Source organism: Streptomyces sp. NPDC015130, assembly GCF_043080005.1.
GTDB lineage: Bacteria > Actinomycetota > Actinomycetes > Streptomycetales > Streptomycetaceae > Streptomyces.
In genome coordinates this window covers 192,303-213,525 of record NZ_JBIBVC010000016.1, presented here as the reverse complement: position 1 = coordinate 213,525, position 21,223 = coordinate 192,303, and the positions used below count along the sequence as shown (strand labels likewise).

The 21,223-nt window shown below is 71.9% G+C and carries 18 protein-coding genes; 12 read left to right on the top strand and 6 right to left on the bottom strand.

Annotated elements, in window-relative coordinates; all coding sequences use genetic code 11:
• Positions 1–392 precede the first annotated feature (392 nt).
• Positions 393–986, top strand: coding sequence for a hypothetical protein (locus ACF08F_RS29105; protein WP_392301496.1), 594 nt, complete (start codon positions 393–395; stop codon positions 984–986).
• Between the two features lie 128 nt (positions 987–1,114).
• On the opposite strand, the gene ACF08F_RS29100 is transcribed toward ACF08F_RS29105, so the two are convergent.
• From ACF08F_RS29100 to ACF08F_RS29090, 3 genes are all read right to left on the bottom strand, one after another.
• On the bottom strand, positions 1,115–1,813 hold the full coding sequence (locus ACF08F_RS29100; protein WP_392301495.1) for a helix-turn-helix domain-containing protein: 699 nt from the start codon (positions 1,811–1,813) through the stop codon (positions 1,115–1,117).
• On the bottom strand, positions 1,813–2,721 hold the full coding sequence (locus ACF08F_RS29095) for a universal stress protein (protein WP_392301494.1): 909 nt from the start codon (positions 2,719–2,721) through the stop codon (positions 1,813–1,815). Before ACF08F_RS29095 ends, ACF08F_RS29100 begins: the two co-directional genes overlap by 1 nt.
• A 228-nt stretch (positions 2,722–2,949) precedes the next feature.
• Positions 2,950–3,234 carry a DUF1918 domain-containing protein gene (locus tag ACF08F_RS29090; protein WP_392301493.1) on the bottom strand — a complete coding sequence of 95 codons (285 nt, stop codon included), beginning with the start codon at positions 3,232–3,234 and terminating at the stop codon, positions 2,950–2,952.
• Positions 3,235–3,433: 199 nt separating this feature from the next.
• On the opposite strand from ACF08F_RS29090, the gene ACF08F_RS29085 reads away from it, so the two are divergent.
• The 8 genes from ACF08F_RS29085 to ACF08F_RS29050 all read left to right on the top strand — a co-directional run bounded on the left by ACF08F_RS29085 (position 3,434) and on the right by ACF08F_RS29050 (position 11,177).
• Positions 3,434–4,111, top strand: a complete 678-nt coding sequence (locus ACF08F_RS29085; RefSeq protein ID WP_392301492.1) for a CBS domain-containing protein — start codon at positions 3,434–3,436, stop codon at positions 4,109–4,111.
• On the top strand, positions 4,108–5,910 hold the full coding sequence (acsA, locus tag ACF08F_RS29080; RefSeq protein ID WP_392301491.1) for an acetate--CoA ligase: 1,803 nt from the start codon (positions 4,108–4,110) through the stop codon (positions 5,908–5,910). Before ACF08F_RS29085 ends, acsA begins: the two co-directional genes overlap by 4 nt.
• Positions 5,911–6,002: 92 nt before the next feature.
• Positions 6,003–6,974: a pyruvate dehydrogenase (acetyl-transferring) E1 component subunit alpha gene (gene pdhA / locus ACF08F_RS29075; RefSeq protein WP_392301490.1), complete on the top strand. Its 972-nt coding sequence runs from the start codon at positions 6,003–6,005 to the stop codon at positions 6,972–6,974.
• Positions 6,971–7,981, top strand: coding sequence for an alpha-ketoacid dehydrogenase subunit beta (locus ACF08F_RS29070; protein ID WP_392301489.1), 1,011 nt, complete (start codon positions 6,971–6,973; stop codon positions 7,979–7,981). Before pdhA ends, ACF08F_RS29070 begins: the two co-directional genes overlap by 4 nt.
• Before the next feature lies 1 nt (position 7,982).
• Entirely contained in the window at positions 7,983–9,377 is a 1,395-nt protein-coding gene (locus ACF08F_RS29065) for a dihydrolipoamide acetyltransferase family protein (protein WP_392301488.1), read from the top strand.
• Positions 9,374–9,643, top strand: coding sequence for a phosphopantetheine-binding protein (locus ACF08F_RS29060; RefSeq protein ID WP_392301487.1), 270 nt, complete (start codon positions 9,374–9,376; stop codon positions 9,641–9,643). Before ACF08F_RS29065 ends, ACF08F_RS29060 begins: the two co-directional genes overlap by 4 nt.
• The gene (locus tag ACF08F_RS29055) at positions 9,643–10,323 is read left to right on the top strand and encodes a CBS domain-containing protein (protein ID WP_392301486.1); all 681 of its coding nucleotides are present in this window, start codon (positions 9,643–9,645) and stop codon (positions 10,321–10,323) included. The genes ACF08F_RS29060 and ACF08F_RS29055 overlap by 1 nt, the downstream gene beginning before the upstream one ends.
• Positions 10,320–11,177: a universal stress protein gene (locus ACF08F_RS29050; protein WP_392301485.1), complete on the top strand. Its 858-nt coding sequence runs from the start codon at positions 10,320–10,322 to the stop codon at positions 11,175–11,177. The genes ACF08F_RS29055 and ACF08F_RS29050 overlap by 4 nt, the downstream gene beginning before the upstream one ends.
• A 10-nt stretch (positions 11,178–11,187) precedes the next feature.
• Here the strand turns inward: ACF08F_RS29050 and fdhF are convergent, their stop codons facing one another.
• The 3 genes from fdhF to ACF08F_RS29035 all read right to left on the bottom strand — a co-directional run bounded on the left by fdhF (position 11,188) and on the right by ACF08F_RS29035 (position 15,968).
• A complete protein-coding gene (fdhF, locus tag ACF08F_RS29045) occupies positions 11,188–13,881 on the bottom strand; it encodes a formate dehydrogenase subunit alpha (RefSeq protein WP_392301484.1) in 2,694 nt (897 codons plus the stop codon).
• Positions 13,878–15,476, bottom strand: coding sequence for an NADH-ubiquinone oxidoreductase-F iron-sulfur binding region domain-containing protein (locus tag ACF08F_RS29040; RefSeq protein WP_392301483.1), 1,599 nt, complete (start codon positions 15,474–15,476; stop codon positions 13,878–13,880). The genes fdhF and ACF08F_RS29040 overlap by 4 nt, the downstream gene beginning before the upstream one ends.
• A 261-nt stretch (positions 15,477–15,737) precedes the next feature.
• Positions 15,738–15,968 (bottom strand): SHOCT domain-containing protein, encoded by a 231-nt coding sequence (locus ACF08F_RS29035; protein WP_392301482.1) that lies wholly within the window; start codon positions 15,966–15,968, stop codon positions 15,738–15,740.
• A gap of 273 nt (positions 15,969–16,241) precedes the next feature.
• Between ACF08F_RS29035 and ACF08F_RS29030 the strand changes: the two genes are divergently transcribed.
• The 3 genes from ACF08F_RS29030 to ACF08F_RS29020 all read left to right on the top strand — a co-directional run bounded on the left by ACF08F_RS29030 (position 16,242) and on the right by ACF08F_RS29020 (position 21,201).
• Positions 16,242–17,402 (top strand): nitrate/nitrite transporter, encoded by a 1,161-nt coding sequence (locus ACF08F_RS29030; RefSeq protein WP_392301481.1) that lies wholly within the window; start codon positions 16,242–16,244, stop codon positions 17,400–17,402.
• A gap of 122 nt (positions 17,403–17,524) precedes the next feature.
• Positions 17,525–18,262 carry an ABC transporter ATP-binding protein gene (locus tag ACF08F_RS29025; protein ID WP_392301480.1) on the top strand — a complete coding sequence of 246 codons (738 nt, stop codon included), beginning with the start codon at positions 17,525–17,527 and terminating at the stop codon, positions 18,260–18,262.
• Between the two features lie 2 nt (positions 18,263–18,264).
• Positions 18,265–21,201: an ABC transporter permease gene (locus ACF08F_RS29020; protein WP_392301479.1), complete on the top strand. Its 2,937-nt coding sequence runs from the start codon at positions 18,265–18,267 to the stop codon at positions 21,199–21,201.
• Positions 21,202–21,223: the final 22 nt, after the last annotated feature.

The following is a 21,223-nucleotide window of genomic DNA, read 5'->3' as shown; positions in this document are numbered from 1 at the left end:
CGCCGGCATCTGGCACAACTGGACCACCGGCGCCGCAGTCAAACGCTCACTGATCGCCTATGACCACTGAAGACATCGGACTCATTCATCTAGGGCGTGTTGCGAAAGTAGCGCCAGACGCCGTCGGGCAGGCGGGACTTTCGCAACACGCCCTAGGCGGTCCTTGCGTCCGGGGAGAGACTGGAGGAAACGTACCCGGGTCGGTCGGTAGGGACGGGCAACGAGCCGGAGGGGTGACGATCATGTCCGGCACGAGCAGGTGGACCGCGGCCGCGCTGGCGGCCCTCGCTCTGGCCGCTGGATGCGCGGCGGGAAATGGCACCGTCAGCGGCAGGCCCCTGAGCGCCGCCGCACAACCCAGCCCTTCCGGCGGCGATTGCTGGAGGCCCGGCATGTCCGGCGATGAATGGGACGACTGGGACTCGTGGGGGCCCGGCATGAAGACAGGACCGACGGGCCGGGATGACTGCGCATGGGGTCCCGGCATGATGGGTGGGGGCTACTGGCAGCGCGGCGACGGTACTCCGGTCGAGACCGTGGACCAGGCCCGTCAGCAGGCCGAGGCCTTTGCCGACCGCCTCGACCTGCGTGTCGGTGAAGTCATGCAGTTCTCGAAGAACTTCTACGCCGAACTGCACACCCTTGACGGGAAGCCGGCGACCGAGATCCTCATTGATCCGTCCGACGGTGACACCGGAATCGAGTACGGGCCGGCGATGATGTGGAACACCGACTACGGCATGCACCAGCGCGGCGGGACCGAGACCCGGATCTCCCCCGACGGGGCGCAGGAGCGAGCCGAGAAGTGGCTCCATGACCGAGGCAGCGACCTGATCGTCGGCGAGGCCGAGGCGTTCCCCGGCTACTACACCCTGCACACCCTGCGCTCGGGCGAGATCAGCGGCATGCTGTCGGTCAACGCCTCCTCCGGCGCTGTGTGGGACCACACCTGGCACGGCATCTACATCAGCACCGACGAGCACTAAGGACACGGCCGCCCCTGTCGACCGGGGGCCATCAGCCGTCCGGCTTACGCGTGTGGCTCGGTGTGGTCGTCACCTCGGACGCCGGTCGGGCGCCGTCGCCGCTCGCGTCGTCCGGTCAGAGAAACCTTCTAGACAGCAGGTCCGGACGGCGCGCCGGGCACCTGGATGCGCCGTCCGGTCACTCGGCGCGGCGAGAGGGTCACCACGGTGTCCCGCCCGTCCCCTGCCCACGGCTCCGAGTGGACGGCGTCCTTGATCCTCCGTACCGCGGCCTCGTCCGACACCGTGTGAGTCGGACCGACGAGGAGCACGCTCCAGCCCTGGCTGAAGGCTTCGTCCAGGTGGTCCTGCTCGAAGGCGACCTCCACGCCGGACGTCGAGACGCGCGCGAGGGTCGAGTCCGCAGCGGTCATGAAGGCGATCTCCCCGTCGACGACCTGGTAGTTCACAGGGATCACCATCAGCCCGTCCCGTCCTTCGACGGCGACCCGGCCGACGCCGTGGCCGTCGAGCAGTTCCCAGCACTCGGCCTCGCCGATCTCCTCCATCCGTGCCCGGTACCCGGCGCGGGCCCCGCCGGGCGCGCGGTCCGCCGTGTACCCGGTGAGATCCTGGACGGTGGTCTCCAGCGCGTTCGCGAGCCGGACAAGGAACTCGATCCCCGGGGTGGCCACCTGCTCCTCCACGTAGGCGATGAAGCCGGGCGTGGAGCCGGCCCGTTCGGCCACGTCCTCCCAGGACAGGCCGAGTCGGGTGCGCCTGGCCGCGACGCGGCGGCCGAGGTCGCTCGTTGCGTGCGAGGAATACGGTTCACCAGGCGTGTTCATCACTGGTCTCCCTCCGTGGTCACGGGGCGCCGCTGGGGCACGACGGCGACCGGGCACGAGGCGTGGTGCAGAGCTCGGTGGGCGACCCTGCCGAGCTCCAGGCCGACGAGCCCGTCCCGACGCCTGGCGCCGACGACCAGCAGGTCGGCGGCGGCGGAGCGCTCGGTCAGCACTTTGTGGGCGGGGCCCTCGACGGTGCTCCTGCGCAGGCGCACCTGGGGATGTTCGGACGCCGCGGCCTCAAGGGCCTTCTCGAGCAGCTCGGAAGCCCCTTCCGTGAAGTAGGCCGCCCCGGCACGCCTCATCAGCAGGTGGTCGGCCGGTTCATGGGCGGGCCGTCGCCAGGCGCGGACGACGTCGAGCTCCGCGTCCCGGACGGCCGCCTCGCGGAAGGCGAACCGGACGGCCGGCGAATCCAGGTCGTGCTCGCCCACCCCGAGCAGGACGCGCCCGTGGCGTGCTTCCAGGGCCTGCAAGTCCCCCCGGACGACGACGACCGGACAGAGGGCACGGGCGGCCACGATGAGGCTGACGGATCCGAGCAGGAGGTCGGCGAACTCGCCGCGCCCACGTGACCCGACGACGAGGATCGCGCCCTCCCGCCCCTCCCTGAGCAACGCCTGCGACGCGTCCTCGGCGACGATCTCCGTGCTGAGCGGGAGGTCGGGTGCACGACGGCGGGCACGTTCGGCCGCGATGGCGGCGATGTTCTCGGCGAGGATCTGACCCGAGGGTCGGTCCGTACTCCACGTCGGCACGACTCCCTCGTACCGCTCCCACATGGAGGCGTGGACGATACGCAGAGGAACCGCGTGCCGTACCGCTTCGTCGACGGCCCAGTCCACAGCCGTGAGACTGGCGTCGGACCCGTCGACTCCGACCACTCCTACCACCAGGGGCGATTCCATCGTGCCCACCGCCTTCCGAGTCGTGTGGAGGCCTGCTGTCACGCTCGCACCGGGCGGAAGGGGCCGGATAGGGCCGGTCGGTCCCGGGCGTGGCCCGCCCGGACCAGGTGTGGTGACAACGGGGAGACACGAGGAGAGGAGGGCCCATCCGCTTCTCGCGGATCCTGATCGCGCGGTGCTCGGAACACCGGAGGTCGACACCCGGCGTGGTGGCCGCGACGGCGGCGTTCAGGACTGCTCAGCGGCCTTCCCAGGTCCAGCCTCTCTCGTGTCGTGCGGCGGAAAGTGCTGGACCCGCGCGTCCGGGCCCGGGAACACCTCGGTGACCCGGCCCGTGTCCGACCATCGGACGTCGAAGGGCGGAGTGCCGTCCGGATGGTGCAGCCCGACGATCTCACCGTCACGTCCCTCGTCCCCGACCGTGGCGCCGCCCACGATCAGCCGGTCGCCGACGCGAGCCCACAACCCGGCTCGGGGCTTCTCCTGGCCTTGTCGTGCTCCGGTCGCGGTCATGGTGCTCGCCTCCCGGCACGAGCGCCCGGCCGCGGTCCTCCCGGGACGGGCTCTCTCGCCTTCTCCACCGTGCGTCCCGGCCGGCCGGCCGCCATAGGGGCGAACAGTCCCGGATGGGGACCATTCGGCACTGCCGGGGGCGGGATGCGCGCAGCAGAGTGAGAACCGGGGCGGCCGCGTCCCGTGAAGGAGGACCGTCATGCAGCACCGCACGGTTTTCGAAGTGATGACCCATGACGTGGTCACCGCCGCCCCGGAGACCCCGTTCAAGCAGATCGCCCGGCTCTTCGCCGACCACGGCGTCTCGGCGGTCCCGGTCGTCGACGCCGACCGACGCCTGCTCGGAGTGGTCTCGGAGGCCGACCTGCTGCGTTCCACCGCCGAGCTCCCCGACCTGGAGGGCCGTTGGGCGGGTGTCCGGCTGCTGTCCCAGGAGCGGGGCCTTCCCGATGCGGAGACGGCCTCCGAGCTGATGACCTCGCCGACCGTCACGGCACAGGCCAACTGGAATCTCGTCGAGACGGCCCGGACGATGCAGCGCAAGGCGGTGAAGAGACTTCCCGTGACCGACGAGACCGGTCGACTCGTCGGGATCATCAGCCGTAGCGACCTGCTGCGGCCCTTCCTGCGCAGTGACACCGCGATCCGTGACGAGATCGAGCACGACGTCCTCGCGGACACGCTGCGCCTGGCCCCCGACACGATCCGCGTGACCGTCGACGACGGAGTCGTCAGCCTGACGGGCCGGATCGAGGAGCGGGCCGACATCCGCGTGATCGTGCGGCTCTGCCGCTCGGTCGACGGAGTCGTCGCCCTGCACGAGTCGATCGAGTACGCCTACGACAACCTCGCGCTCGACGTGGAGCCACCGCGATGAACGCCCTGTGGGTCTCACCGGTCATGCCCGACTACGACAGCGCCCGGGACACGTTCTCCTGGCGACGGGAACGGTCACGGCTCGCCGGACTGCCGGACGGCGGCATCAACATCGGGTACGAGGCGGTCGACCGGCACCTGCGCGAGGGCCACGGCGAGCAGGCCGCGCTGCGCTGCGTCGCCCGCGACGGATCCGTTCGAACCATGACGTTCGCCGGGCTCGCGGCCGAGAGCTCCCGCTTCGCACACGTGCTGGAGACGCTCGGCCTGGAACGCGGCGAGCGGGTGTTCACCCTGCTCGGCCGGCGGTTCGAGCTCTACAGCACCGTCCTCGGAACGCTGCGCGCCGGCCGAGTCGTGTGTCCCCTGTTCAGCGCCTTCGGTCCCGAACCCGTCGCCCTCCGCATGGAGCTGGGCAACGCCCGGGTGCTCGTCACGACGCGCGAGCTGTACGAACGCAAGGTGGCCCCCGTACGGTCCCGTCTTCCCCACCTGCGGCACGTCCTGCTTCTCGACCCCGGTGCCGACCCGCCCCCGGACACCCTCTCCTTCCCCGCCCTCACGGCCGCCGCGCCGGACACGTACACGGTCGGTCCGACCGATCCGGCGGAGCCTGCGCTGCTGCACTTCACCAGCGGCACGACCGGCACGCCCAAGGGCGCGGTACACGTGCACGAGGCGGTCCTCGCCCATCACGTCACCTCCGCCTACGCCCTGGACCTGCACGAGGGCGACGTCTTCTGGTGCACCGCCGACCCCGGCTGGGTCACCGGCATGTCGTACGGCATCATCGCCCCGCTCACCCACGGGGTGACGACCGTCGTGGACGAAGGGGAATTCGCCCCGAAGCGCTGGTACCGCATCCTCGCCGACCAACACGTCACCGTCTGGTACACCGCGCCCACCGCGCTCCGCATGCTCATGCGGGCCACACCGCGCGACGGCGAGCCGACGCCCGCCGCGCGGCACGACCTCTCGGCGCTCCGGTTCGTCGCGAGCGTCGGCGAGCCACTGAACCCCGAGGCCGTGCACTGGGGCCGGGAGGCGCTGGGGCTACCGGTCCACGACACCTGGTGGCAGACGGAGACCGGTGCCATCATGATCGCCGGCTTCCCGGCCGATCCCGTGCGACCCGGTTCGATGGGCCGACCGATGCCCGGCGTCGAGGCCGCCGTACTGGCATGCGGCGAGGACGGCCGGGCCGCGATCACCGGCGGGCGGGTCCACGTCCTCCGGGAACCGGGTGCTCAGGGCGAGCTCGCCCTGAGGGCGGGCTGGCCGTCGATGTTCCGCGGCTACCTGCACGAACCGCACCGGTACGAGGCGTGCTTCGCCGACGGGTGGTACCTGACCGGCGACCTCGTCAGCCGCGACCCCGACGGCTGGTACTGGTTCGTGGGCCGCAGCGACGACGTCATCAAGTCCGCTGGGCACCTCATCGGGCCGTTCGAGGTCGAGAGCGCGCTCATGGAGCACCCGGCCGTCGCCGAGGCGGGAGTCGTCGGGCGTCCCGACCCCCTGGCCGGCGCGATCGTCAAGGCGTTCGTGCTGCCGCGCCCCGAGTGTCCGCCCGACACCGAACTGCGGCGCGACGTCATGGCGTTCGCCCGCCGGCGCCTCGGCCCGGCCGTCGCACCCCGGGAGATCGAGTTCGTCGAGGATCTGCCCCACACCCGCAGCGGCAAGGTGATGCGCCGCCTGCTGCGGGCCCGCGAACTGGGCCTGCCCGAGGGCGACGTGTCGACGCTGGAGACACCCGAACCGGCCGGGACGGCCGAGCCCTCCGAGAAGGAGTCGTGATGGCCACCGCACACGGCGGCACGTCCGCCGAAACGCCGAAGGCGAAGCGCCCGCGTCGCGCGCATGGACCCGCGACGGCTTCCCGGACATCTGTGGCAGCCCACGACCTGGACCTGCTGCGGCGGATGCTGCTCATCCGGCGGTTCGAGGAACGGTGCGTCGAGCTGTACAGCGCAGCGGCGATCCGGGGTTTCGTCCACCTCTACATCGGCGAGGAGGCGGTGGCGGTCGGCGTCCACCAAGCGCTCGACGAGCGGGACGCGGTCGTCTCCACGTACCGCGAGCACGGCCACGCCCTGGCCCGTGGGATACCGCCCGAGGCGGTCATGGCGGAGATGTACGGGAAGACCACCGGGTGCAGCCACGGCCGCGGCGGGTCCATGCACCTCTTCGACGCCGACCGCCGCTTCTACGGCGGCAACGCGATCGTCGGCGGCGGACTGCCGCTCGCGGCGGGCCTGGCTCTCGCAGACCGGATGCGCGGCGAGTCACGGGTCACCTGCTGCTTCTTCGGTGACGGGGCCTTCGCCGAGGGCGAGTTCCACGAGACCGCCAACCTGGCGGCGCTCTGGGGACTGCCCGTGCTCTTCGTCTGCGAGAACAACCTGTACGCGATGGGAACGGCCCTCGCCCGCGAACACGCCCAGACGGACCTGGCGATGCGGGCGGCGTCGTACGGCATGGCCGCCTGGGCCGTCGACGGCATGGACGTGCACGCCGTGGAAAAGGCGGCGCGCGGCGCGGTCGAGTCCATGCGCGCCGGCAGCGGACCACACTTCCTGGAGATGCGGACGTACCGGTTCCGCGCGCACTCCATGTACGACCCGGACCGGTACCGGCCGAAGGACGAGGTCGAGGAGTGGAAGCGGCACGACCCCGTCGCCGGTCTCGCCGACGGCATGCGTACGGCCGGACACCTCGACACCGCCGCTCTGGACGACGTGGAGCACCAGGTCGCCGAGGAGATCGACCACGCCGTCCGGGCGGCCGAACAGGCCCCCGAGGAACCGCCCGAGGATCTGCTGCTGCATGTCACGGGCCGAGACGAGGAGGCTCAGGCATGAGCACGCGCACACGGCCGCGGGCACATCCCGACGACGACACCACGACGTACAGGGACGCCCTGCGCGAGGCACTGCGCGAGGCCCTGGCCTCGGACGACCGGGTGTTCCTGATGGGTGAGGACGTGGGCCGGTACGGCGGCTGCTTCGGGGTGAGCCTGGGCCTGCTGGAGGAGTTCGGCCCGGACCGGGTCCGGGACACGCCCTTGTCGGAATCCGCGTTCGTCGGAGCCGGAATCGGCGCCGCGCTGGCCGGGCTGAGGCCGGTCGTGGAGATCATGACGGTGAATTTCAGCCTGCTGGCGCTCGATCAGATCCTCAACAACGCGGCTACGCTGCGGCACATGTCCGGCGGGCAGCTCGGTGTGCCCCTGGTGATCCGCATGACGACGGGTGCGGGACGGCAGCTGGCCGCCCAGCATTCCCACAGTCTCGAAGGCTGGTACGCCCACATCCCCGGCCTCCGTGTCCTGGCTCCGGCCACGGTCGACGACGCCCGCCACATGCTGTCGGCCGCGTTGGCCGACCCTGATCCGGTCATGTTCTTCGAGCACGGCAGTCTCTACAACGCGGCCGGAACGCTCGACCCGGCGATCCAGCAGGTCGACCTGGACCGCGCGGCCGTCCGCCGCGAGGGCACCGACGTCACGGTCGTCGCGTACGGCGGTTGCGTGTCCAAGGCCCTCGAAGCCGCGGAGCAACTGTCGGGCGAGGGGATCAGCGCGGAGGTCGTCGACCTGCGCACGCTGCGGCCCCTGGACGACGCCACGATCGTCGGCTCGGTCAGGCGGACCCACCGGGCCGTCGTGGTCGACGAGGGCTGGCGCAGCGGCAGTCTCTCCGCCGAGATCGCAGCGCGCATCTGCGAGCAGGCGTTCTTCGAACTCGACTCGCCCGTCGAGCGGGTGTGCAGCGCGGAGGTCCCCATCCCCTACGCCCACCGGCTGGAGGAGGCGGCACTCCCCCAGCCTGCCGGAATCGTGGCGGCGGCGCACCGGGTGGTGAGCTGAGATGGCCGAGTTCACGATGCCCTCCCTCGGCGCCGACATGGACGAGGGCACGCTCTCCCAGTGGCTGGTGCATCCCGGCGACCGGGTGGCGCGCGGTGACGTCGTCGCGGTCGTCGAGACCGCCAAGTCCGCGATCGAGGTGGAGTGCTTCGAGAGCGGTACGGTCGACACCCTCCTCGTCGACGAGGGCACCACCGTGCCCGTGGGCACCCCGCTGGCACGCATCGGCACGACCACCGAAGGCGCACCCGCCGCGGACCGGTCCCCGTCGACGCCCCTGGTCCGCCGGCTCGCCCAGGACCGGCACGTCGACCTCGCCGCCGTCCACGGTTCGGGCCCGGGAGGCAGGATCACCCGGGCGGACGTGGAGCACGCGGAACCGGAACCTGCACGAGCGCCAGGGCACGACGGGACCGTCGGCCCGGCGGAGTCCACGCGCACCGCCACCAGGCGACAGCCGGGCGCGGAGCCGGTGCGACGGAAGCGGAGCGCTTCCCCGCCCGAGGAGAAGACCACGCCGACGACACGGCCGCCGAGACCGGTGCGCACCGACGACGCGAACGGAGAGCGTGAGATTCCGCGGCGCGTGAGGTCCTCACCGCTCGCGCGGCGGCTGTCCACGGAACTCGGCGTCGACCTCGCCCAGGTGACCGGCACGGGCCGGGGCGGCACCGTCCGTGCGGAGGACGTCCGTTCCGCCGCGGCAGCCGAGGGCGCGCCGCGGCCGGCCGTCCCGAATGCGGCACGGGCGGCGACCGCCCGGCTCATGAGCCGATCCAAGCGGGAGATTCCGCATTTCTACCTCTCCACGACCGTGGACATGGCAGCGGCCCTGGAGTGGATGCGCGCCCGCAATCGCGAACTGCCCCTGTCCGCCCGTCTGGTGCCCGCCGCACTCATCCTCAAGGCCGTCGCGCTGGCGGCACGGAAGGTGCCCGGGCTCAACGGGCACTGGGTCGACGACGGCTTCGTCCCGGCGGACGAGGTGCGGCTCGGCGTCGCCGTCTCCCTGCGGGGCGGTGGCCTTGCCGCGCCGTCCCTCGCCCGCGCCGACACGCTCTCCGTGGCCGAGGTGATGGCCGCGCTCAAGGACCTGGTGGCGCGGGCAAGGGGCGGACGGCTCAAGGCGTCCGAGACCGCCGACCCCAGTCTCACCGTCACGAACCTCGGCGACCAGGGCGTCGAGGCCGTGTTCGGCGTCGTCTACCCGCCGCAGGTCGCGCTCGTCGGCCTCGGCCGCATCGTCGAGCGGCCGGTGGCCGTGAACGGCCTGCTGGGAGTGCGTCCCGTGGTGACGGCAACGCTGTCCGCCGACCACCGAGCGGCCGACGGCGCCACCGGCGCGCGCCTCCTGACCACGCTGGACAAGCTCCTGCAACGACCGGAGGAACTGTGAACCACGACCAGGCGAAGGCGTTCGTCCGGCACGCCGTGCAGCGTGTCGTCCCCGACGCCGACTTCACCGGGCTCGATCCCGGCGCGTCCCTGCGGGACACGTTCGAGCTGGATTCACTGGACTTCCTCGAGTTCGTCGAAGCCCTCTCCGAACTCAGCGGCACGGAACTCACCGAGGACGACTATCCGGCCCTCGACACCTGGGGCGGCTGCGCCGATCGCCTGGTGGCCGAGGCTGATGCGTCCGCACGAGGAAGGAGCGGATGATGCGCCACCGCAGGATCGACCAGCTGATGACCCGCGAGGTGGTGAGCGTCCGCGGCGCCACCGCGTTCAAGGAGATCGTCCGCACGCTCTCGGAGCACCGGGTGACCGCTGTACCCGTGGTGGACGGCGAGGGCCGGGTGGTCGGGGTGGTGTCGGAGGGCGATCTGCTGCGCAAGACCGCCGACCAGGCTGCCGCACCGAGTGGCATGCCGGCCGTTCCGGACCTGGAGGCGTGGGAGCGCGCGAAGGCCGGGGGGACGCGCGCCGAGGAGCTGATGTCCGCCCCCGCGGTGTGCGCCCGCCCGGACTGGACCGTGGCCGAGGCGGCACGGCTCATGGAGGTTCAGAGGGTCAAGCGGCTCGTCGTCGTCGACGGTGACGACCACCTGGTGGGCATCGTGAGCCGTCGTGACCTCCTGGGCATCTTCCTCCGCGGGGACGACGACATGCGCCGGGAGATCGTCGAGGACGTGCTCGGCGACACGCTGCGTCTCGAACCGAGCGCCCTTGCCGTCGACGTGCACGACGGACGGGTGGAGCTCAGCGGCAGGCTGCCCTTCCGGGGCATGGTCCCGGCGATCGAGCGCATGTGCGCGACGGTGGACGGCGTGGTCTCGGTCTCCTGCACCCGTCTCGCGTACGACGTCGACGACACCGAACGAGGAGGTGGACGGTCATGACGCGGAGCATCGTGGTCGGTCTGGACGGCACGGAACAGGCCAAGGCAGCCGCGGAGTGGGCGGCCGAGGAGGCACTGCTGCGCGGCACGGACGTACATCTGGTGTACGCGAAGGAACCGGTACCGGAGGCCGCTCTGTCGCTCGTGGCGTGGGAGTCCGAGGAACCGTGGGCCAGGGACATGATGGCACGCACCGCAGAGGGGCTGCGCGAACACCATCCCGGCCTGTCGGTGACCTCCCGGATGCTGCCATCGGCCCCCGTGCCGGGTCTCGTCGCCGCGGCCGAGGAGGGTGAGCTGCTGGTCCTCGGCTCACGCGCGCTCGGCAGCGTGACCGGGTACCTCCTCGGCTCGGTCGGCCTGACGGTCGCCGGTGTCGTCGAGCGTCCCGTCGTGCTCGTACGGGCCGTCGGCGCGGGCGGCACTCCACGGGGACCCGTCGTGGTCGGGGCCGACGTGCGGCAGCCCGTGGACCCCGTGCTGGGCTTCGCCTTCGAGGAGGCCGCGCGACGGCACACCCGGGTCCTCGTCGTGTACGTACAGCAGCTCCCGCTGCACGCGGGAATGGGGCCCGCCATGGTCCCGGACTTCAGGCTCTCCATGGTTCCGGAGATCAAGCGTTCGGTGGAGGTCATGCTGGAACCGTGGAGGACCAAGTATCCCGAAGCCGAGGCGGTCGCCCGCGTGGCGGTCGGATCGGCCGGACTCGAACTGGTGGCGGTCGCCCGGGAGGCCTCCCTCGTGGTGGTAGGCCGGCGTACCCGCCGTTCGACGCTCGGCGCGCACATCGGCAGCGTGGCACACGCCGTCCTGCACCACAGCCCCGTACCCGTGGCTCTCGTTCCCCACGACTGATCGGTGCCGGTCAGTTCTCCGGCGCCGTCGGACGCAGCCGTACCGCCGTGACCTTGTACTCCGGACACGAGGTCACGGTGTCGGCGTGTTCCGAGGTGAGGGAGTTGACGCCGCTGTCCGGGAAGTGGAAGGCGCAGAAGACCTGTCCGGGGGCGGGTTCCGTCCCGACGCGGGCGACCAGTCGCGCCTGTCCGTGACGGCTCTCGACGGTGACCGCGGTACCGTCCCGCACACCGAATCGCGCGGCGTCCTCCGCGGTCAGGTCCAGGCGGTCGGAGGTGTCGAGGAGCAGGTTGCCGCCGCGCCGGGTCATGCTCCCGGAGTTGTAGTGCGCCCATCGGCGGCCGGTGACGAGCACCAGCGGGTAGTCCTGGTCCGGTGCCTCGCCGGGTGGCAGATAGGGAGCCGCCGACAGGTGGGCGCGCCCGTCCGGTGTGGAGAACTCCTCTACGTACAGGGTGGATTCACCTGGCCGGTCCGGCGCGGGGCAGGGCCAGGGGACCGCGTTCTCCCGGTCGAGCCGCTCGTGCGAGAGGCCCGCGAAGAGAGGTGCCACACGTCCGCACTCGGCGAGAGCGGCTGCTGGAGTGGGGCAGCCCAGGTCGGCGCCGAGGGCATCGGCGACGGCATGCACGACGTCGAAGTCGGAGCGCGCCGCACCGGGCGGAGCCACTGCCGGTCGTACGCGCTGGAAGCGGCGGTCGAAGTTGACGAAGGTCCCGTCCTTCTCCAGCCAGGAGGCCACGGGCAGGACGACATCCGCGTGGTGGGCCGTCTCGCCGAGGAACAGCTCGCTGACGACGACGAGCGGGCATACGTCGAGGGCCTCGGCCACGCGTCGGCTGTCGGGGTCGGTCGCGCACACGTCCTCACCGATGACCCACAGCGCCCTCAGTCGGCCCTCCCGGGCCGCCACGAACATCTCGGGGATGCGCATACCCGGCCGCTCGGGGACCGGTCGGCCCCACACCGCCTCGGCGCGGGCGCGGGCCTCCGGGTCGGTGACACGGCCGTAGCCCGGCAGCAGATCGGGCAGGGCGCCCATGTCAGAGGCGCCTTGCACGTTGTTCTGGCCGCGCAGGGGGCTGATGCCGAACCCGCGGCCGGTGCCGCCGACGGCTCCCCGCAGGATGGGGAGGTTCGCCAGGGTGCGTACACCGTCGGTGCCGTGGAGGTGCTCCGTGACCCCGAGCCCGTACAGGACGGCGGGACGCTCGGCGGCGCCGTAGAGCCGGGCGGCTCGCCTGATGTCCTCGGCCGGGACTCCGGTGATCTCGGCGACCCACGCGGGCGGGTAGTCGGCCAGCAGGTCGGCGAGCTCGTCCAGTCCGGTGGCGCGGTCGCGGAGGAAGTCCGCATCGGTCAGGCCTTCGCCGACGAGGACGTGGGCGAGGCCGTGGAAGAGGGCGACGTTCGTACCGGGTCGGGGACGCAGGTGAACGTCGGCATGTCGGGCGAGGCCCACGGCACGGGGGTCGGCCACGATCAGGGAGGCGCCCGCGAGGGCCCGCTGAAGGAGGCGAGCACCGACGACGGGGTGGGCTTCGACGGGATTGGCGCCGACGACCAGGAGGCAGTCGGCGGTCTCGACGTCGTCGAAGGGGTCGGTGCCGCCGGCGCGCCCGAAGGAGGCGGTGAGTCCGGCGGCGGAGGGGGCGTGGCAGAGGCGGGAGCAGTTGTCGACGTTGTTGGTGCCGATGACGGTCCGCAGGAGCTTCTGTACGAGGTAGTTCTCCTCGTTGGTGGCCCGGGCGGAGGAGATCGCGGCGACCGCGTCGGGGCCGCCGTCACGCACCGCGGCGCGCAGGCCGTCGGCGACCCTACCAACCGCTTCGGCCCAACTCGCCTCCCTCAGGACTCCGTTCTCACGGACCAGGGGCTCGGTGAGACGTTCTGCGGAGCCGAGGTACCCGTACGCGAAGCGTCCTTTGACGCAGGCGTGGCCCTGATTGACCGGCCCGTCCCTCGCGGGCAGGACGGCGGTGACACGGTCCTCGCGGACGACGACGTCGAGAGCGCAGCCGACTCCGCAGTAGCCGCAGGTGGTGCGCACGCGGTCGGTGGGAGCCTGTCGCGAGGTGAGGCCCTGGCCGGGCCCTGGCTGGGAGATCGCCCCCGTCGGGCAGGTGTCGACACATCCGCCGCAGGACACGCAGTCGGACTCGGCCCAAGGGCCGCCGGTACCGGGGGCGGCGACCGTGTCGGCACCGCGCCTGGTGAGGGTGAGCGCGAAGGTGCCCTGGACGTCGGAGCACATCCGTACGCAGCGTCCGCACGCGATGCACAGGTCCTGGTCGAGTCGGACGTACGGGTGACTCTCGTCCCGGCGGTACGTGGGGTCAGCGGTCGCCGTATCCGCCGGAATTCCCAAGGTCCGGCACACCTGGGCCAGTTCGCTGTGCGCACTTTCGGCGAGCGCGTGTGGCGGCAGCGCCGAGGCGATCAGCGCGACGGCGTCCCGCCGCAGGTCGCGTGTGCCCTCGTCGGCGGTGACGACGGTGAGTCCCGACGTGGCGGGCGTGACGCAGGCGGCGACGGTCCGCCCGTCGGCGCGGACCAGGCAGGTCCGGCAGGAGCCGGCCGGCCGGAGACGGTCGTCGTGGCAGAGAGCGGGCAGGTCGGCCCCGGTGGCCCGCACCGCGTCGAGCAGGGAGGCTCCGCCCGGGAGTTCGACCCGTACGCCGTCGACGTGGAGTCGTGTCATCGGTCCCATGCCTCCAAGGGCGGCCCGTAGGCTCGGGCCAGGCTACGGACGGCGGCGGGGACACGGCGGCCGAAGGCACAGAGGCTCGCCTCACCCATCAGCCGTGCCAGTCGTCCGTAGGACTCCCCGGGCCCACCCTGACGCTGCGCGAGTTCGAGCCCTCGCCGGGTACCGACCCGACAGGGAGAGCAGGCTCCGCAGCTCTCGTCGGCGGCGAACTCCCAGATGTGCCGGAGAAGTTCGTACGGATCGACGTCGGCGCCGAAGGCGACCATACCGGCGTGACCGAGGGCGGCACCGCGCTCGGAAAGGGCTGCCGTGGTGAGCGGGACGTCGAGCGCGGTCGCGGAGAGGAACCCGCCGAGGGGGCCGCCGATCTGGAGGGCGACGAGTTCACCGTCGCCCTTGGGACCACCACCGAACCGGGTGACGATCTCGTCCACGGGCGTGCCGAGTTCGACCTCGTAGGCCCCTGGCCGGGCGAAGCGTTCGGACAGGCAGACCAGTTTGGTGCCGGTCTCGTGCGGGACGCCGCGTCGGGCGTAGGACGCTCCGCCGTGGGCGAGGATCCAGGGCACGGCCGCCAGCGTCTCCACGTTGTTCACCACGGTCGGCATGTCCCACAGGCCGTGGTCCGTGGGGTAGGGAGGCCGGGGGCGTGCGCAGCCGCGGGCGCCTTCGAGTCGGGCGATCAGGGCGGTCTCCTCGCCGGCGACGTAGGAACCGGCGCCTTCGACGATCTCGACGAACGGCTGCGGACCGGATTCCTCCACCGAGGGGGCCAGGTCACCTGCCCCGGTCGCGCGTTCCACCGCCCGGCGCAGCCGGACCAGGGCCTTCGGATACTCGGAACGGACGAGAACGGTCCCCCGCCGGGCGCCACAGGCGAAGCAGGCCAGGGCGAGTCCCGCGAGGACGCGCTCGGGGTCCTCCTCCATGAGCAGTCGGTCGGCATACGATCCCGGGTCGCCCTCGTCCCCGTTGGCGACGACGATCGTGTCCGCCTTCCCCGCCGCCGCGGCCCACTTGTCGGCCACCGGGAACCCGGCGCCACCGCGCCCGCGCAGTCCCGAGGCGACGATCTCCTCCTGCACGTCCTCGGGGTTCAGGCCGGTCACCACGCTGCGCCACACGTCCCAGGCGGACTGCCCTCCGGCGATGCCGGCGAGGAGGACGGGCGCACCGGTGGTATCGGTCGCGGGGATGCCCGGCGCGCGTGGTTCGGTCCGCCCGCCGAGTTGGTCGGCCACGTCGGGCCCCGCCCGGGGCGAAGTGCCGTCGAGGGCGGCAGGGCCCGCGTAGCAGTAGCCGAGGCAGTGCACGGCCTGCAGCGAGGTCGAACCCGCCTCGTCGACCGTGCCGACCCCCACCCCGAGAGCGCGTTCGACCTCCGCCAGGTGCCGACCGCCCCGCGCGGCGAAGCACGCCGCCGCGGTACACAACCGCACATGCCGCTCGCCGCGCGGGGCGGCGAGATCGGCGAAGTAGGTGGCGGGACCGAGCCCCGCGGCGGCCGGCAGTCCGGCTGCCGCCGCAACCTGGGGCGCCCACGCCTCGGGCTCTCGACTCGTGCCCGACCTGGCGTGTTCCAGCACGGCCGGCAGCAGCCCCCCGGGCCCTCCGTGCCGTGCGGTCAACTCACGGAGCGCGTCTTGTCGCCTTCCCCGCTCCCCGGGCGTCCGACCTGCCATGCTCCCAGGGTGACCGGCTGCGCCCCCACCCGCATCCTGGCCGGCCATGGGGCTCACGGTTCCGCGCAGGTCGGCGGGTCGCGGCGGCGGCCCGGCGACTCTCGACCGGGGGCGCGGGCTCGAACTCGCCGCCATCCCCGCGGCCGGATCACTGGGCACGGCGCCTCATGCTCCACCGCCTCGCAGGGCGCTCAGCCGTCTGCGGTACTCCTCCTCGTCGATCTCGCCCCGCGCCAGCCGTTCTCCCAGCAGCTGCTCGGGCCGCGTGACCTCGGGTACCGACGGCCTCACGGAGGCGCGGTCCAGTGTGCGGAAGAGCATCACCACCACGGTGATCAGCAGTGCCCAGAAGAGCAGCATGCCGGCCGACATGGCGAACCATCCCCATCCGTTCATGCCGTCGCCGTACCAGAACATCATCGTGAGTCACGCTCCCCTCTCGGCGGTCGTCCCCACACGTTCACCGTCCGTCAGGGAGGGTCTCCGTGTACAGGGCCGACCGGCCCTGGCGAGGGGGGCCGGGCAGCCCTGGAAACGGCTCGCCCGACGACGGAGGCTGTAGCCCAAGGAGCAAGGTCACGGGACCGCCGCACCGGCTGTCAGGAGGACGCCGTGATCCCGAGAACCGGGGCATCACCCCGTACACGCGCAACCCCACGGCCCGGTCCCATGCTGTTCCTGGCCACGACCGGATTCCTGCTCTGCTTCTGGGCCTGGGCGCTTCTCGCCCCGTTGGGGCCAAGGCTGCGGGAGGAACTCGGCCTCGACTCCTTCCAGCAGTCCCTCGTCGTCGCGGTCCCGGTCGTCGTCGGTGCCCTCGGCCGTATTCCCGCGGGTGCGCTCACCGACCACTGGGGAGCACGACGGGTCTTCCCGCTCGTCGCCGGACTGACGGTCCTGCCGGTGCTGTACCTGGGGCATCTGGCCGACTCGCCGGCAGAGGTTCTGGTCGGCGGCTTCTTCCTCGGACTCGGAGGAACGACGTTCGCCGTGGGCGTGCCCTTCGTCAACGCCTGGTATCCGCCGGAGCACCGGGGCATGGCTCTCGGGCTGTTCGGCATCGGTACCGGCGGGACCGCCGTGTCCGCGTTCACGACCGTCCAGCTGTCCGATGCCGTCGGGCCGTCGTTCCCGTTCGACCTCGTGGCAGCCTGCCTCGCCGTGTATGCCGTGGTCGCCTGGTCGCTGCTCCGTGACAAACCAGGGCGTGCGGTAGCCCCCGGGTCCATGGCCACGCGTACCGCGCTGGCGCTGCGCCTTCCGGCCACCTGGCAGCTGGCCTTCCTGTACGCCGTGTCCTTCGGCGGGTTCGTCGCGTTCAGCGTCTACCTCCCCACCTACCTCACCCAGGCATACGCACTCGGTCGCTCCGACGCCGCTCTGCGGACCGCCGGCTTCGTCGTCCTCGCGGTGGCCATGCGCCCCGTGGGCGGCTGGCTGTCCGACCGCACCGATCCCGTTCGTGTGCTGACGGTGACGTACGGGCTGGTCGCCTCGGGCGCTCTGGTCGCCGCGTTCGAGGCGGAGCTGGTCACCGTCGGCACGGCGGCCTTCCTGACGATGGCCGCGGGTCTGGGTGCGGGCTCCGGCGCGGTGTTCGCGCTCGTCGCCCGCCTCGTGGCGCCCGAGAGGGTGGGCGCGGTGACGGGTGTCGTAGGGGCTGCGGGTGGTCTCGGCGGGTTCTTCCCGCCTCTCGTGATGGGTGCGGTCGAGGGCGCCACCGGCGACTACACGTGGGGATTCGTCCTCCTCGTCGTCACGGCGACAGGCGCGGCGGCCCTGGCCGCCACCACCGTCCGGCGACGCGCCCGGGCGACTCCGGGCACCTGACCATCGGCGGCGAACGAGCTCTCACGGGCCTCTCGGTGACCCGGCGATTGGGCCGTTCGGCCCGCCCGCGGGACCTGGGTGGCCGTAGCCGCCGGTTCCCTCCGGCGGTTGGTATGGAAGACATGAACGCCGACCAGGGGCTCCTCGTCGCCACCGGGGTACGCAAGATCTACCGGACGGGCTCCGTCGAGGTCACAGCCCTGCTCGATCTGGATCTCGTCGTGTGTCACGGGGAGATGGTGGCGGTCATGGGCCCGTCCGGCTCCGGGAAGACCACGCTTCTGAACTGTCTGTCCGGGCTCGACGACATCGACGCCGGCCGGGTGGAGGTCGACGGCCATGACCTGTTCGCCATGTCGGACGCGGCACGCACGGAGCACCGGGCGCACACCATGGGGTTCGTCTTCCAGGCGTTCAACCTCATTCCGGTCTTCTCCGCGGTGGAGAACGTCGAACTGCCCCTGTTGCTCGTGGGCACGCGGCCGCGTGAAGCGCGTCGCAGGGCTCTGGAGATGCTCGAACGGGTGGGCCTCGGCCACCGGGTCGAGCACCGGCCGAGCGAGCTGTCCGGCGGTGAACAGCAGCGGGTGACCATCGCCCGCGCCCTGGCCGGACGCCCGGCCATCGTGTGGGCGGACGAACCCACGGGCAACCTCGACAGCGCGATGGCCGACCAGGTCATGGACCTGCTGTGCGAGCTCAACCGCGACGAAGGTCAGACGATCGTCCTCGTCACCCACGACAGCGCCATCGGCGCCCGCGTCCCCCGGCTGATCCGCATGCGCGACGGGCGGCTCGTCGACGACGTCGGCCAGACCGTCAAGGCCCGAGCCCCGATCCCCGACGTCCCCATGGGCTGATCATGTATCCGAACCTCCTCGTCCCGCTGCTCATCGCCCTCGTGCTCGCCCTCGGCGCTCTGGTTCTGGTCGCCGTCCGGCAGCCGGTGTCACGGCGGCTGGCCTTCCGGCAGGTCGCCCGCCGGCGCACCGAGGCGGCGCTGGTGATCGGCGGGTCGATGCTCGGCACGGCCATCGTCATCGGAGCCCTGGTCGTCGGCGACACCCTGAACTTCTCCGTACGCCAGGAGGCGTACCGCACCCTGGGGCCCGTGGACGAGCGCGTCATCGCGCCCCCCGGACCGACCGGGCGCGCCGTGACGGAACGGATGGCTTCCCTGGCGGGCGATCCCGACGTCGACGGAGTACTGAACGCCCAGGCCACCCAGGCATCGGCGGTCAGCGGCGCCGGCGACCGCACGGTCGCCGAGCCACGCGTCCTGGCCTGGCAGATGGACTTCGACAAGGCCGCACGCTTCGGCGCGCCGGGTGGGGACTCCGGTCTCGGCGGACCGAATCCGAAGCCCGGCCAGGTCGTGGTCAACGAGCCCCTGGCCCGCTCCCTGAGCGTAGGAGCCGGGGATACGGTCACTCTGTACCTGTTCGGAGTTTCGGGGACGTACCGGGTCGATCGTGTGGTGCCGGAGGAGGGCCTTGCCGGGGTGGGCCTGGGTGGCAGGCTGAACCGCGACGTGTTCGTGGCACCGGGGACCCTGGACGCCGCCGCCCGGGCCGCCGGTGTGGAGCCGCGCTCGGTCACCTTCGTGTCCAACCGCGGCGGCGTCGAAAGCGGCGAGGCCCTGACCGACCGGGTGACCACCGACATCCGGCAGGCTCTGGGCCCGCTCGCCGGACAAGCGGAGATCGAGACGCCGAAGCAGACGGTCCTGCGCGACGCCAAGCAGGCCGGGGACTCCCTCGGCGCCCTGTTCCTCATGATCGGCAGTTTCAGCATCATCGCCGGCGCGCTGCTCCTGGTGAACATCTTCGTGATGCTCGGCGAGGAGCGGAAGTCCCAGATGGGCATGGTGCGGGCCGTGGGAATGAGGCGCTCACGGCTGGTCGGGTCGTTCACACTCGAAGGGGCGTCCTACGCGTTGCTGTCCGCACTGCCGGGCGTGGCCATCGGGCTCGCCGTCGGCTGGGGAGTCGCCGTGGTGGCCGCCCAGATCTTCCAGGGCTGGTCGGTCGGCGGAAGCAGCATCCGCATCGCGTTCGCCGTCACCCCCACGAGCGTCCTCAACGGGCTGGCCATGGGCCTGCTCATCGCCCTCGCCGCCATTCTGGCCACCAGCGTGCGCATCAGCAGGTTCAACATCATCGCCGCGATCCGCGACCTCCCCGCCACACCCGGGCAGGGGCCACGCCGCCGGCTGCTCGCGGTCTCCACCACCCTCGCCGTCCTGTGCGCGCTCGTGGCCGTTCCAGCCGTGGCGCGCAGCCAGCCCGACGCCACGTACCTGATGCCGGCGCTCGCGCTTGCCTTCGCCACGCCGGCGCTCCTGCGGGTCCTCCCCCGTCACACGGCCACCACCCTGGTCGCGGGAGCCGTTCTCGCCTGGACGCTCCTGGCACCTGTCGTCCGCCCCCGGATCTTCGACACCCCCTCGATGTCCGTGTACGTCATCCAAGGCGCCCTGGCCGCCTTCTCCGCCGTAGTGCTCGTCAGCAACAACCAGAAGACGCTGCTGCGACCCGTGCGGCGGCTCCTCGAACGCCCGACGGAGGGCGGCCTGGCGGCGCGGCTCGCCGTCGCGTACCCGCTGGCCAAGCGGTTCAGGACCGGCGCGACGCTGGTGATGTACACCCTCATCGTCTTCGTCCTCGTCCTGCTGACGGAGATCTCGGGCATCATCCGCGCCGGCGTCGACGGAGTCGTCGCCGATGCCACCGCGGGATACTCCCTGCGCCTGGACTACAACCCGCAGGTCGCCGGTGACCGGCTCCTCTCCGATCTCCACGGCGGCCCGTCCGCCCCCGGGATCGCCGCCGTCACACCGCTGCTCAACGCCTCAGGCCGGGCAACCGATCCGGGACACCGCAGCCCGCAAGCACTGGACGCCGCCGTCGTCGGCGTCCCCGACAAAGCGATCACCGGCATCACGTTCCGGGAGCGCCTTCCCGGCCTGACCAACGACGCCGCCGTGTGGCAGGCCCTCGCCTCCGACCCCCGCTACGTCGTGCTCGACGGCTTCTTCGGCAGCACCGGCGGCCCCGCCGGCGACTACTACGACCCCGGGGACACCCTCACCCTGACGGACCCCCGCACGGGCCGCAGCGAGCAGAAGGTCATCGCCGGCGTACTCAGCAACGGGATGGTCTTCTACCCGGGCACCGGAGCCAGTTCGACCACCTACCCCGTGGTGATGGGCGAGCGGGCGGCACGCGAGCTCTTCGGCGCCCAGGCGCAGAACGCCTCCGCCCTTGTGAGGACCGGCCCCGGAACCTCCCCCGACGCCCTGGCGACCCGACTGCAGGGCGAACAGCTCTCGGCCAGCCTGGTCGCCACGCCCATCGAGTCGGACATCCGTCAACAGTTCGACTCCAGCACCGCCTTCTTCCGACTCATGCAGGGCTTCCTCGCCCTCGGGCTCGGCGTAGGCATCACCGGCCTCGGCGTCGTCATGGTCCGAGCCGTACGCGAACGCCGCCGCACCATAGGCATCCTGCGGGCCCTCGGCTTCCGGGCCCGGACCGTCCGACGGTCGTTCCTCTGGGAGAGCGCCTTCATCGCCCTGGAGGGAATCGTCCTCGGATCACTGCTGGGCGTGCTCACGACCTGGCTGATGCACAGCAACAGCGCCGCGTTCGAGGGCCTCGAAGGAGGATTCCCTGTCGAATGGGCCGGCATCTGCGGCCTGGCCGCAGCCACCTTCGCCGCCTCGCTCCTGGCCACGATCGGCCCGGCGCGCCGCGCCGCCGCCATCCGCCCCGCGCTCGCGGTCCGCGTCACCGAATGAGGAGCGCGGCCCGGCGAGCGAC

Coding starts and splice junctions, on each gene's coding strand:
- ACF08F_RS29105 (WP_392301496.1), top strand. CDS start 393: ATGTCCGGCGATGAATGGGACGACTGGGACTCGTGGGGGCCCGGCATG.
- ACF08F_RS29100 (WP_392301495.1), bottom strand. CDS start 1,813: ATGAACACGCCTGGTGAACCGTATTCCTCGCACGCAACGAGCGACCTC.
- ACF08F_RS29095 (WP_392301494.1), bottom strand. CDS start 2,721: ATGGAATCGCCCCTGGTGGTAGGAGTGGTCGGAGTCGACGGGTCCGAC.
- ACF08F_RS29090 (WP_392301493.1), bottom strand. CDS start 3,234: ATGACCGCGACCGGAGCACGACAAGGCCAGGAGAAGCCCCGAGCCGGG.
- ACF08F_RS29085 (WP_392301492.1), top strand. CDS start 3,434: ATGCAGCACCGCACGGTTTTCGAAGTGATGACCCATGACGTGGTCACC.
- acsA (WP_392301491.1), top strand. CDS start 4,108: ATGAACGCCCTGTGGGTCTCACCGGTCATGCCCGACTACGACAGCGCC.
- ACF08F_RS29070 (WP_392301489.1), top strand. CDS start 6,971: ATGAGCACGCGCACACGGCCGCGGGCACATCCCGACGACGACACCACG.
- ACF08F_RS29065 (WP_392301488.1), top strand. CDS start 7,983: ATGGCCGAGTTCACGATGCCCTCCCTCGGCGCCGACATGGACGAGGGC.
- ACF08F_RS29055 (WP_392301486.1), top strand. CDS start 9,643: ATGCGCCACCGCAGGATCGACCAGCTGATGACCCGCGAGGTGGTGAGC.
- ACF08F_RS29050 (WP_392301485.1), top strand. CDS start 10,320: ATGACGCGGAGCATCGTGGTCGGTCTGGACGGCACGGAACAGGCCAAG.
- fdhF (WP_392301484.1), bottom strand. CDS start 13,881: ATGACACGACTCCACGTCGACGGCGTACGGGTCGAACTCCCGGGCGGA.
- ACF08F_RS29035 (WP_392301482.1), bottom strand. CDS start 15,968: ATGAACGGATGGGGATGGTTCGCCATGTCGGCCGGCATGCTGCTCTTC.
- ACF08F_RS29030 (WP_392301481.1), top strand. CDS start 16,242: ATGCTGTTCCTGGCCACGACCGGATTCCTGCTCTGCTTCTGGGCCTGG.
- ACF08F_RS29025 (WP_392301480.1), top strand. CDS start 17,525: ATGAACGCCGACCAGGGGCTCCTCGTCGCCACCGGGGTACGCAAGATC.
- ACF08F_RS29020 (WP_392301479.1), top strand. CDS start 18,265: ATGTATCCGAACCTCCTCGTCCCGCTGCTCATCGCCCTCGTGCTCGCC.